Genomic DNA, 12146 nt, shown 5'->3' with positions numbered 1-12146 from the left:
GTCCATGACCACCCAGGCCAAGCCCGAGGAGGTGTCCGCCGGCAGCGGCGGCACGCCGTTCCTCTCAGTCCGCGACCTCTCGGTCCGCTTCAGCACCGAGGACGGCGTGGTCCGGGCCGTGGACAACCTCTCGTTCGACGTCGCCCCGGGCTCCACGCTCGGCATCGTCGGCGAGTCCGGTTCCGGCAAGTCGGTGACCAACCTGGCCGTGCTGGGTCTGCACAACCCGGAGCGGACCGAGATCACCGGGTCGATCAAGCTGGACGGCCAGGAGCTGGTCGGCGCGTCCAACAAGGAGCTGGAGAAGCTCCGCGGCCGGAAGATGTCGATGATCTTCCAGGACCCGCTGACCGCGCTGTCGCCGTTCCACACCATCGGCGTGCAGATCGGCGAGACCTACCGCAAGCACACCGGCGCCTCCAAGAAGGAGGCCCGGGACCGGGCGATCGAGATGCTGACCCGGGTCGGCATCCCGCAGCCGACGCTGCGGGTCGACGACTACCCGCACCAGTTCTCCGGCGGCATGCGCCAGCGCGCGATGATCGCGATGTCGCTGGTCTGCGACCCCAAGCTGGTCATCGCGGACGAGCCGACCACCGCGCTGGACGTCACCGTGCAGGCCCAGATCCTGGACCTGCTGAAGGACCTCCAGCAGGAGATGGGCACCGCGATCATCCTGATCACCCACGACCTGGGCGTGGTCGCCAGGACCGCGCAGGACATCATGGTGATGTACGCGGGGCGGGCCGTGGAGCGCGGCACCGTCCGCGAGGTGCTGAAGACCCCGCAGCACCCGTACACCTGGGGCCTGCTCTCCTCGATGCCGAGCCTGACCGGCGACGTGGACATCCCGCTGCGGCCGGTCCGCGGCACCCCGCCGAGCCTGATCAACCTGCCGTCCGGCTGCCCGTTCAACCCGCGCTGCGACTTCCGCGAGGAGGTCATCGGCGGTGGCTGCACCTCCGAGCGCCCGCCGCTGTCCCCGGCCACCGGGCACGCCGCCGCCTGCCACCTGAAGCAGGTGCAGCGGCAGGACATCTTCATCGACCAGATCAAGCCGCGGCTCGGCTGAGAGGGACTCCCATGAGCAACGAACTGACCCTCAAGCCGACCGTCCCGGCCGTCGGTTCCGGTGACCCGCTGCTGTCGCTCACCGGTCTGAAGAAGCACTTCCCGGTGATGGACGGCTTCCTGTTCAAGCGCCAGGTCGGCGCGGTGCACGCGGTCGACGGCCTGGACCTGGACGTCTTCCCGGGCGAGTCGGTGGGCCTGGTCGGCGAGTCCGGCTGCGGCAAGTCGACCACCGGCCGGCTGGTGACCCGGCTGCTGGAGCCGACCGCCGGCAAGATCAGCTACGCCGGCCAGGACATCACGCACTCCGGCCGCAAGGAGCTCGCGCCGATCCGGTCCGAGATCCAGATGATCTTCCAGGACCCGTACTCCTCACTGAACCCGCGGCACACCGTCGGCTCGATCATCGGCGCGCCGATGGAGATCAACGGCATCAACCCGAAGGGCGGCGTGCAGCGCCGGGTCCAGGAGCTGCTGGAGACGGTCGGCCTGAACCCGGAGCACTACAACCGCTTCCCGCACGAGTTCTCCGGCGGCCAGCGCCAGCGCATCGGCGTGGCCCGCGCGCTGTCGCTGAGCCCGAAGCTGATCGTCGCGGACGAGCCGGTCTCGGCGCTGGACGTGTCGATCCAGGCGCAGGTGGTCAACCTGCTCCAGGAGCTGCAGCGCGAGCTGGGCATCGCCTTCCTGTTCATCGCGCACGACCTGTCCGTGGTGCGGCACTTCTCACAGCGCGTCGCGGTGATGTACCTCGGCAAGATCGTCGAGATCGCCGACCGCAAGTCGCTGTACGAGTCCCCCCGGCACCCGTACACCCACGCGCTGCTCTCCGCCGTCCCGGAGGCCGACCCGGACGACGACCGCGAGCGCATCCGCCTGACCGGCGACGTCCCCTCCCCCGTCAACCCGCCGTCGGGCTGCCGGTTCCGGACCCGCTGCTGGAAGGCGCAGGAGAAGTGCGCGGTGGAGGAGCCGCCGCTGATCCAGCTCTCCGGCAACGCGGGCGGCCACCTGACGGCCTGCCACTTCCCCGAGGAAGCCGCGCCCGCCGTCCCCGCGCAGCGCGCCGAGGTCTGAGCCCCCGGTCGCGTCCCGCGCGAAGGGCCCCACCGAGCGAACCGGTGGGGCCCTTCGCCGCTCCCGCCCGCCTCAGATCAGGTTCTCCCGCTCCCCGGCGAAGTGGCAGGCCGAGTCGTGCCGGGCCCGCCCGTCCAGCCAGTCCCGCACGGTCAGCGCCGGGTCCTCCTTCGCGCACTTCTCCTGCGCCTTCCAGCACCGGGTCCGGAACCGGCAGCCGGACGGCGGGTTGGCCGGCGAGGGCACGTCGCCGGTCAGCACGATCCGGTCCCGGTGCTCGCGCGCCGCCGGGTCCGGCACCGGCACGGCGGAGAGCAGCGCCTGGGTGTACGGGTGGGTGGCGTGCTCGTAGATCTCCAGGTCGGTGCCGATCTCGACCATCCGCCCGAGGTACATCACGCCGACCCGGTCGGAGATGTGCCGGACGATCGACAGGTCGTGCGCGATGAACATGTACGACAGGTTGAACTCGCCCTGGAGCTGCTCCAGCAGGTTGATCACCTGCGCCTGCACCGACACGTCCAGCGCCGAGACCGGCTCGTCGCAGATGATGATCTCCGGCTTCAGGGCCAGCCCGCGGGCGATGCCGATCCGCTGGCGCTGGCCGCCGGAGAACTGGTGCGGGTACCGGTTGATGTACTCCGGGTTCAGCCCGACCACGTCCAGCAGGTCCTGCACCGCCTTGCGGCGGTCGCCCTTCGGCGCGACCTCGGGGTGGATCTCGTACGGCTCGCCGATGATGTCGCCGACGGTCATCCGCGGGTTCAGCGAGGTGTACGGGTCCTGGAACACCATCTGGATGTTGCGCCGCACCGCCTTGAGGGCGGCGCCGGACAGGTGCGAGATCTCCTCGCCCTTGTACTTCACCGACCCGGCGGTGGCGGGTTCCAGGTTCATCAGGACCTTGGCGAGGGTCGACTTGCCGCAGCCGGACTCGCCGACGATGCCGAGCGTCTCGCCCTGCATCAGGTCGAAGGAGACGCCGTCGACGGCCTTGACCGCGCCGACCTGCTTCTTGAACAGGACACCCTTGGTCAGCGGGAAGTGCTTGAGCAGGTCGCGCACCTCCAGGATGGGTTCGCCGCGCGGCACGTCCTGGGCGAACGCGGCCTCCTCGGGGGTGGTCGCCCCGAGCGGGGTGGCACCGTTAACCGTCACGGAGGGTCTCCTTCCAGAAGAAGCAGGCGCTGCGCCGTCCGGCCAGCGGTGTCCCGTCGTCCTCGGTCACCTGCTCCAGCGGCGGCACGTCCTGCCGGCAGACCGCCTGGGCCCGCGGGCAGCGCGGGTTGAACGCGCAGCCCGGCGGGATCCGCAGCAGGTTGGGCGGCAGGCCCTTGATCGCGAAGAGCTCCTGGCCCTTCTGGTCGAGCCGCGGGATGGAGTCCAGCAGCCCGCGGGTGTACGGGTGGGCGGGGCGGGCGTAGAGCTCGTGCACGGGGGCGGTCTCGACGATCCGGCCCGCGTACATCACGGCGATCTTGTCGGCCACGTCGGCGACCACGCCGAGGTCGTGGGTGATCAGGATCAGGCCCATGTGGTACTCGGCCTGCAGTTCGGCGAGCAGGTCCATCACCTGGGCCTGGACGGTGACGTCCAGCGCGGTGGTCGGCTCGTCCGCGATGATCAGGTCCGGCTCCAGGGCCAGCGCCATCGCGATCATGATGCGCTGCCGCATGCCGCCGGAGAACTGGTGCGGGTAGTCGCCGACGCGCTCCTTGGCGGCCGGGATCCGCACCCGGTCCATCAGCTCGATCGCCTTGGCCTTGGCGTCCTTGCGGCTGTCGCCGCGGTGCTTGCGGTACATCTCGCCGAGCTGGTGGCCGACGGTGAGCACCGGGTTGAGCGAGGAGAGCGCGTCCTGGAAGATCATCGCGATCTTCTGGCCGCGGATCTTCCGGCGCTCGTCCTTCCCCATCGTGAGCATGTCCCGGCCGCGGTACAGGATCTCGCCCTTGGGGATGCTGGCCGGCGGCATGTCCAGGATGCCCATGATGGCCTGCGCGGTGACGGACTTCCCGGAGCCGGACTCGCCGAGGACGGCGAGCGTCTCCCCGGCGCTGACGGTGTAGTTGACGCCGTTGACGGCCCTGGCGACGCCTTCCCGGGTCTTGAACTCGACGTGCAGGTCCCGCACGTCCAGCAGCGGCCCGGTGAAGGGTTCCTCGCGGGCCGTGCGGGCCTGGTCGGCGGCGGTGGTCATGGTGCCTTTCCCCTCGCTCAGCGCAGCTTCGGATCGAGGGCGTCGCGCACCGCGTCGCCCAGCATGATGAAGGCCAGCACGGTGACGGAGAGCGCGGCGGCCGGGAAGAACAGGGCGAACGGCGCCTGCCGGATCACCTTCTGGGCGGAGGAGATGTCCACGCCCCAGGAGATGGTCGGGTCCTGCAGGCCGATGCCGAGGAAGCTCAGCGTGGCCTCCGCGGTGATGTAGCCGCCGAGCGCGATGGTGGCGACCACGATCACCGGGGCGATCGCGTTCGGCAGGATGTGCCGGAACATCAGCCGCCCGGTGCCGGCGCCGAGCGCCCGTCCGGCGACCACGTAGTCGGACTGCTTGACGGTGATCACCGAGCCGCGCATGACGCGGGCCAGCTGGGTCCAGCCGAGGAAGGCCAGCGCGATCACCACGGACCACACGTTGCGGGTGGCGAAGGCGTTCAGCAGCACCAGGGCGCCGAGCAGCAGCGGGATGCCGAAGAAGATGTCGGTGACCCGGGAGATCACCGCGTCGATCCAGCCGCCGAAGAACCCGGCCGTCATCCCGGCCAGCCCGCCCAGGACGGTGACCGCCAGGGTGACGCAGATGCCGACCGTGATCGAGGCCCGGGCCCCGTACAGCACCCGGGCGTAGATCGACCGGCCCTGGCCGTCGTAGCCGAACCAGCCGGCCCCGAAGAAGTCGGTGTAGTCGGGCTTGCGCAGGTAGTCCTTGGTCAGGTCGGCGGCCCGCGGGTCGGTGTCGGTGAACAGGCCGGGCCAGATCGCGATGACCACCAGCAGCACGATCAGCACCGCCGAGATGAGGAAGGTCGGCCGCTTGCGCAGGTCCCGCCAGGCGTCGCCCCACAGGCTGCGGGCCTGCTCCCGCTTGACCGGGTCCGGTTCGATCAGCGTCTGCTGCTCGACCGCCATGCCCTGCTGGCCCGCGTAGTCCAGGTGGTCGCTGTCGGTCGGCTGGATGTTCCGCAGCGGGTCGTGGTCGTCGGGGATGTCCCCGTTCCGGTCAGGCATAGCGGATCCTCGGGTCCAGGACGGCGTACAGCAGGTCGACGACCAGGCTGGCCACCAGGTACACCAGCACCAGCACGGTGACGATGCCGACCACCGTCGGGCCTTCCTTCTGGTTGATCGCCCGGTAGAGGACGTTGCCGACGCCGGCGATGTTGAAGATGCCCTCGGTGACGATCGCGCCGCCCATCAGCGCGCCGAGGTCGGTGCCCAGGAAGGTCACCACCGGGATCAGCGAGTTGCGCAGCAGGTGCCGCCCGATGATGGTCGGCCGGGGCAGGCCCTTGGCCACCGCGGTGCGCATGTAGTCGGCCCGCAGGTTCTCGCCGATCGAGGTGCGGGTGAGCCGGGCCACGTAGGCCAGCGACAGCGAGGCCAGCACCAGGCCGGGCAGGATCAACTGGGTGATGTCCTTGGAGTCCTGGACGGTCGGGGTGACCCAGCCCAGGTTGATCGCGAAGATCGTCTGGGCGATGTAGCCGAGCACGAACACCGGGATCGAGATGACGATCAGGGTGAGCACCAGCACCAGGGTGTCCGCGACGCTGCCGCGGTAGAGGCCGGCGATCAGGCCGAGCGGCAGGCCGATCACGATCTCGAAGAAGAAGGCGACCAGGGCGAGCCGGATGGTGACCGGGAAGGCGTCCGCCATGATCTCGGAGACCGGGCGGCCGGTGAAGCTGGTGCCGAAGTCCAGGTGGAAGATGTTGTTCATGTAGTGCAGGTACTGCTTCCACAGCGGCTGGTCGAGGTAGTACTGGTGCCGCAGGTTGGCCACGGTCGCCGGGTCGGCCGCCTTGTCGCCGAACATCGCGGCGATCGGGTCGCCCGGCAGGCTGTACACCATCAGGAAGATCAGCAGCGTGGCCCCGAAGAACACCGGGATCATCTGGAGCACGCGGCGTAGCACGTAGTGGCCCATGGGAGCCCTCCCTCCGAAGGGGTGACGTAGTACCGGAGCCCCGCCCTCCGTGCGGGGAGGACGGGGCCGGTTCCGGGCAGGTCAGCCCTTGACCTCGACCTGGGTCCAGGCCGGGTTGCCGAAGGAGTCGAACGCGACGTTCTGCACCTTGGTGGAGAAGCCGGAGTTGGTCCGGTAGTACCAGAGCGGGATGGCCGGCATGTCGATCGCCAGCTGCGCCTCGGCCTTCTGGTAGCCGGTCGCGGTGTCCTCGACGGACGCGGCCTGGTCGGCCTCGTTGGCGAGCTTGTCGAACTCCGGGCTGGAGTAGCCGGTGTCGTTCGAGGCCGCGCCGGTGCGGTAGACGTCGGCCAGGAAGTTGGCGTTCAGCGGGTAGTCCTGCACCCAGCCGGTGCGGAACAGGCCGTTGATCTGGTGGCCGGTGATCGCCGCGCGGGCGGTCTTGAAGTCGGTCTTCGGGTCGCCGGTGCAGTTCACCCCGGTGGCCTGCCGGATCGAGTTGCAGACCGCGTCGACCCACTCCTTGTGGCCGCCGTCCGCGTTGTACGTGATCTTGATGGCGTTGCCGGGGACGCCGCCGCCCTCGGTGATCAGCTGCTTGGCCTTGTCCGCGTTGTACGTGCAGAAGTCGCCGCAGGTGCCGGCCTTGTAGCCGTCGACGCCCTCGGCGACCCAGGCGCTGGCGGGCTTGCGCGAGTTCTGCAGCACCGTCTTGGTGATGGTGTCGCGGTCGATCGCCATCGACAGGCCCTGCCGGACCTTGTTCTTGTCCTGGCCCTGCCAGTCGGCCTGGTAGAGGGTGAAGCCGATGTTCTGGATCGCGCCCTGCGGGGCGTCGATGGCCCGGTCGCCCAGGTCGTTCTTGTAGTTCGCCAGCGCCGACGGCGGCACCTGGTCCATCACGTCCAGGTTGTTCGACTGCAGGTCCGCGTAGGCGGCCTCGGAGGTGGTGTACATCTTGAAGACGACACCGCCGTTCTTCGGCTTGTCCACGCCCTGGTAGTTGGCGAAGGTCTTGGTGACCACCTGCGAGTTGTGGTCCCAGCTGACGAACTCGTAGGGCCCGTTGCCGACCGGCTTCTGCCCGTAGCCCGCCGGGTCCTTGTAGAAGCCCTCCGGGAGCGGCGAGAAGGCCACGTACCCCAGCTTGAACGGGAAGTACGAGACCTTGTTGTACAGCTTGATGGTGAAGTGCGTGTCGTCCTGGACGGCCAGGCCGGACATCTTGTCGGTGGTCGGCGAGCCGCTCTCCGGGTGGATGTCCTTGTAGCCCTCGATGTCGGCGAACCAGGAGCTGTTGATCTGGTTGTTGTTGGTGTTGGCCGCCCAGTTCCAGGCGTCCACGAAGCTCTTCGCGGTCACCGGCGTGCCGTCGTGGAAGGTCCAGCCCGACTTCAGCGTGACGGTGTAGTTCTGCGCGTCGCTGGTGTCGATCTTGTCCGCGACCTGCATCCGCAGCTTGCCGTTGGACGGGTCGTAGTCGGCCAGCCCCTTGAACAGGTTCTGCACGATGCGTCCGCCGCCGGTCTCGTTGGCGTTGGCCGGCTGCAGCGGGTTCTGCGGCTCGCTGCTCTGGTAGGTGAAGGTCTTGCTGGTGTCGGACGAGCCGCCGCCGGAGCCGCTGCCGCTACTGCCACAACCCGTGGCCACCAGGGCCACGGACGTCGCACTGACAACAGCCCAGCGCACGCGGGTGCCTGCAGGCATGGAGCTTCCTCCTCAGGGGTGTATGACGCATCTCACCTCATGAGAAGGGGCCCGCCGCCACGACGCGACCGCAGTAGGGCCGGACGGGGGAGGGCGCCCGGCGGCGGGGACGCGGCAGGGCCGCGACGGGGCGTCAGTTCACCGCCCGCGTCGCGACCCTGTCGGAGCTTCGGCCGTCAGGCCGCCGCGGTCTCCCGCTCCGCCGCGAAGTGGCAGGCCGAGTCGTGCCGGGCGCCGCCGGCCAGCGGCGCGGGGACGGCCAGCAGCGGCACCTCGGTCGCGCAGCGCTCCTGCGCCTTCCAGCACCGGGTCCGGAACCGGCAGCCGGACGGCGGGTTGGCCGGCGAGGGGATGTCGCCGGAGAGGATGATCCGCTCGCGCTTCTCCCGGTCGGCCGGGTCCGGCACCGGCACCGCGGAGAGCAGCGCCTGGGTGTACGGGTGGGTGGCGTGGTCGTAGATCTCCAGGTCGGTGCCGATCTCGACCATCTTGCCGAGGTACATCACGCCGACCCGGTCGGAGATGTGCCGGACGATCGACAGGTCGTGCGCGATGAACATGTAGGAGAGCTCGAAGTCCTGCTGCAGCTGCTCCAGCAGGTTGATCACCTGCGCCTGCACCGACACGTCCAGCGCCGAGACCGGCTCGTCGCAGATGATGACCTCGGGCTTGAGCGCGAGGCCGCGGGCGATGCCGATGCGCTGGCGCTGGCCGCCGGAGAACTGGTGCGGGTACCGGTTGATGTACTCCGGGTTGAGGCCCACGACGTCCAGCAGGTCCTGCACCGCCTTGCGGCGGTCGCCCTTCGGCGCGACCTCGGGGTGGATCTCGTACGGCTCGCCGATGATGTCGCCGACCGTCATCCGCGGGTTGAGCGAGGTGTACGGGTCCTGGAACACCATCTGGATGTTGCGGCGGACGGCCTTGAGGGCGGCGCCGGACAGCCGGGAGATGTCCTCGCCCTTGTAGAGGACCTGGCCGGCGGTCGCCCGCTCCAGGTTCATCAGGACCTTGGCGAGGGTCGACTTGCCGCAGCCGGACTCGCCGACGATGCCGAGCGTCTCGCCCTTGCGCAGGGTGAAGGAGACGCCGTCGACGGCCTTGACCGCGCCGACCTGCTTCTTGAAGAGGATGCCCTGGGTCAGCGGGTAGTGCTTGACCAGGTCGCGGACCTCCAGGATGGGCTGCTCAGCCATGGAGGGTCTCCTTCCAGAGGTGGCAGGCGCTCTTGCGCCCGGCGAGCTCCGCGCCCTCCCGGTCGGTGACCTGGTGCAGGGCGGGGACCTCGGTGCGGCACAGGTCGGTGGCGGCGTCGCAGCGCGGGTTGAACGCGCAGCCGGCCGGGACCTTGTAGAGGTTGGGCGGCAGGCCCTTGATCGCGTAGAGCTCCTCGCCCTTCTGGTCCAGTCGCGGGATCGACCGGAGCAGGCCCTCGGTGTACGGGTGGGCGGGGCGGGCGTACAGCTCGTGCACGGGGGCGGTCTCGACGATCCGGCCCGCGTACATCACGGCGATCTTGTCGGCCACGTCGGCGACCACGCCGAGGTCGTGGGTGATCAGGATCAGGCCCATGTGGTACTCGGCCTGCAGCTCGGCGAGCAGGTCCATCACCTGCGCCTGGACGGTCACGTCCAGCGCCGTGGTCGGCTCGTCCGCGATGATCAGGTCCGGCTCCAGGGCCAGCGCCATCGCGATCATGATGCGCTGCCGCATGCCGCCGGAGAACTGGTGCGGGTAGTCCCCCACCCGCTCCTTGGCGGCCGGGATCCGCACCCGGTCCATCAGCTCGATCGCCTTGGCCTTCGCCTCCTTCTTGGAGGCGCCCTGGTGCACCCGGAACATCTCGCCGAGCTGGTAGCCGACGGTGAGCACCGGGTTGAGCGAGGAGAGCGCGTCCTGGAAGATCATCGCGATCTTGCGGCCGCGGATCCTCCGGCGCTCCTCGTTGGACATCTTCAGCATGTCCTGGCCGCGGAACATGATCTCGCCGGAGGTGATCCGGCCGGGGGGCATGTCCAGGATGCCCATGATCGTCTGCGCGGTGACGGACTTGCCGGAGCCCGACTCACCGAGGACGGCGAGCGTCTCGCCGGCCGCGACCGAGTAGTTGACGCCGTTGACGGCCTTGGCGACGCCGTCCCGGGTCTTGAACTCGACGTGCAGGTCGCGGACTTCGAGCAGCGGGGTGCCGGGGGCCAGGCGGTCGCCGGCGGTGGCGGTGGTCTTTTCGACTGCGGTGGTCATGATGCGGCCGCCTCTCTCAGCGCAGCTTCGGGTCGAGGGCGTCGCGCACCGCGTCGCCGAGCATGATGAAGGCCAGCACGGTGACGCTGAGCATGCCTGCCGGGAAGAACAGCGCGAACGGCGCCTGCCGGATCACCTTCTGGGCCGAGTTGATGTCGATGCCCCAGGAGATGGTCGGGTCCTGCAGGCCGATGCCGAGGAAGCTCAGCGTGGCCTCGGTGGCGATGTAGCCGCCCAGCGCGATGGTGGCGACCACGATCACCGGGGCGATCGCGTTCGGCAGGATGTGCTTGAACATGATCCGGCCGGTGCCGGCGCCGAGCGCCTTCGCGGCCGTCACGTAGTCGGCCTGCTTGACGGTGATCACCGAGCCGCGCATCACGCGGGTCATCTGGGTCCAGCCGAGGACCACCAGGGCGAAGACCACCGACCAGACCGTGCGGACCTGGAAGGCGTTCAGCATGACCAGGGCGCCGAGCAGCAGCGGGATGCCGAAGACCATGTCGGTGAAGCGGGAGACGATCGTGTCGACCCAGCCGCCGTAGTAGCCGGCCACCATGCCGAGCAGGCCGCCCAGGACGGTGACGCCGGCGGTGACGCAGATGCCGACGACCACCGAGGCGCGGGCGCCGTAGATCATCCGGGCGTAGATCGACCGGCCCTGGCCGTCGTAGCCGAACCAGTCCGCCTGGAAGAAGTGCAGGTAGCTCGGCTTGGTCAGGTAGTGGTTGCGCAGGTCGCCGGCGCGCGGGTCCACCGAGGTGAACAGGCTGGGGGCGATCGCGAACAGCACCAGCAGCAGGATCAGCACCGCCGAGATGAGGAAGACCGGGCGCTTGCGCAGGTCGTGCCAGGCGTCCAGGCCCAGGCTGCGCGGCTTCTCGGCCTTCGCCCCGGCGTCGGCCGGCCCTCGCTGGGCGGGGATGGCGTTCTCTCCCGAAGGGGCGGGCTTCTCGATCAGTTCAGGCATACCGGATCCTCGGGTCCAGGACCGCGTAGAGCAGGTCGACGAGCAGGCTGGCGACCAGGTAGACCAGCACCAGCACGACGACGAAACCGGAGACGGTCGCGCCCTCGTTGAGGTTGATGGCGTGGTACAGCGCGTTGCCGACGCCCTTGACGTTGAAGATGCCCTCGGTGACGATCGCGCCGCCCATCAGGGCGCCGAGGTCGGTGCCCAGGAAGGTCACCACCGGGATCATCGAGTTGCGCATCAGGTGGGTGCCGATGACCTTGCGCTTGGGCAGGCCCTTGGCGACCGCGGTGCGCATGTAGTCGGCCTTCAGGTTCTCCGCGATGGAGGTCCGGGTCAGGCGGGCCACGTAGGCGAGCGAGATCGAGCCGAGCACGATGGCGGGCAGGATCAGCTGGCCCAGGTTCATCGAGTCCTGGACGGTCGGGGTGATCCAGCCGAGCTGGATCGCGAAGACGTTCTGGAACACGAAGCCGAGCACCGGCACCGGGATGGAGATCAGCAGCAGCGTCAGCACCAGGGAGGACTTGTCGAAGGCCTTGCCGCGGCGCAGGCCGGCGAACAGGCCGATCGCGACGCCGAGGACCAGCTCGAACACGAAGGCCAGCAGCGCCAGTCGGACGGTGACCGGGAGGGCCTCGCCGATGACGTCGGTGACCTGGCGGCCGCTCATGGTCTTGCCGAAGTCGCCGGTGAACAGGTTCCCCATGTAGTTGAGGTACTGCTGCCACTTGGAGACGTCGAGTCCCATGTCGTGCTTGAACGCGGCGAGCTGGGCCGGGTCGGCCGCCTTGTCGCCCCACATCGCCGCCGCGGGGTCACCCGGCAGCATGCGGGTCATGAAGAAGATGATCGTGACCGTGCCCAGGAACACCGGGATCATCTGGAGCAGTCGCCTCGCGACGTAGCGCCCCATCGTGCCTC

11 protein-coding genes are annotated in these 12146 nt (G+C 69.3%); 2 read left to right on the top strand and 9 right to left on the bottom strand.

The genetic code is table 11. From position 1 onward, the window contains the following. Positions 1-4 precede the first annotated feature (4 nt). Positions 5-1072: an ABC transporter ATP-binding protein gene (locus tag KSE_RS23810; RefSeq protein WP_014137903.1), complete on the top strand. Its 1068-nt coding sequence runs from the start codon at positions 5-7 to the stop codon at positions 1070-1072. An 11-nt stretch (positions 1073-1083) separates the two neighbouring features. Beyond that, positions 1084-2148: an ABC transporter ATP-binding protein gene (locus tag KSE_RS23805; protein ID WP_014137902.1), complete on the top strand. Its 1065-nt coding sequence runs from the start codon at positions 1084-1086 to the stop codon at positions 2146-2148. 72 nt (positions 2149-2220) lie between these two features. Here the strand turns inward: KSE_RS23805 and KSE_RS23800 are convergent, their stop codons facing one another. The 9 genes from KSE_RS23800 to KSE_RS23760 form a co-directional block, all read right to left on the bottom strand. Next, entirely contained in the window at positions 2221-3306 is a 1086-nt protein-coding gene (locus KSE_RS23800; protein ID WP_014137901.1) for an ABC transporter ATP-binding protein, read from the bottom strand. Next, the gene (locus KSE_RS23795; RefSeq protein WP_014137900.1) at positions 3296-4348 is read right to left on the bottom strand and encodes an ABC transporter ATP-binding protein; all 1053 of its coding nucleotides are present in this window, start codon (positions 4346-4348) and stop codon (positions 3296-3298) included. The genes KSE_RS23800 and KSE_RS23795 overlap by 11 nt, the downstream gene beginning before the upstream one ends. A gap of 17 nt (positions 4349-4365) precedes the next feature. Further along, entirely contained in the window at positions 4366-5280 is a 915-nt protein-coding gene (locus KSE_RS23790) for an ABC transporter permease (RefSeq protein ID WP_033260404.1), read from the bottom strand. A 91-nt stretch (positions 5281-5371) separates the two neighbouring features. After that, complete coding sequence (locus KSE_RS23785) at positions 5372-6298, bottom strand: ABC transporter permease (RefSeq protein ID WP_014137898.1); 927 nt, start codon at positions 6296-6298, stop codon at positions 5372-5374. 81 nt (positions 6299-6379) lie between these two features. After that, positions 6380-8005, bottom strand: a complete 1626-nt coding sequence (locus KSE_RS23780) for a peptide ABC transporter substrate-binding protein (protein WP_014137897.1) — start codon at positions 8003-8005, stop codon at positions 6380-6382. A 176-nt stretch (positions 8006-8181) separates the two neighbouring features. After that, positions 8182-9201 carry an ABC transporter ATP-binding protein gene (locus KSE_RS23775; RefSeq protein ID WP_014137896.1) on the bottom strand — a complete coding sequence of 340 codons (1020 nt, stop codon included), beginning with the start codon at positions 9199-9201 and terminating at the stop codon, positions 8182-8184. Beyond that, complete coding sequence (locus tag KSE_RS23770) at positions 9194-10249, bottom strand: ABC transporter ATP-binding protein (protein WP_014137895.1); 1056 nt, start codon at positions 10247-10249, stop codon at positions 9194-9196. The genes KSE_RS23775 and KSE_RS23770 overlap by 8 nt, the downstream gene beginning before the upstream one ends. A gap of 16 nt (positions 10250-10265) precedes the next feature. Further along, a complete protein-coding gene (locus KSE_RS23765) occupies positions 10266-11219 on the bottom strand; it encodes an ABC transporter permease (RefSeq protein WP_014137894.1) in 954 nt (317 codons plus the stop codon). After that, complete coding sequence (locus KSE_RS23760) at positions 11212-12138, bottom strand: ABC transporter permease (RefSeq protein WP_014137893.1); 927 nt, start codon at positions 12136-12138, stop codon at positions 11212-11214. Before KSE_RS23760 ends, KSE_RS23765 begins: the two co-directional genes overlap by 8 nt. Positions 12139-12146 lie beyond the last annotated feature (8 nt).

Source organism: Kitasatospora setae KM-6054 (genome assembly GCF_000269985.1).
GTDB lineage: Bacteria > Actinomycetota > Actinomycetes > Streptomycetales > Streptomycetaceae > Kitasatospora > Kitasatospora setae.
This window is presented reverse-complemented; position numbering and strand designations above follow the sequence as displayed.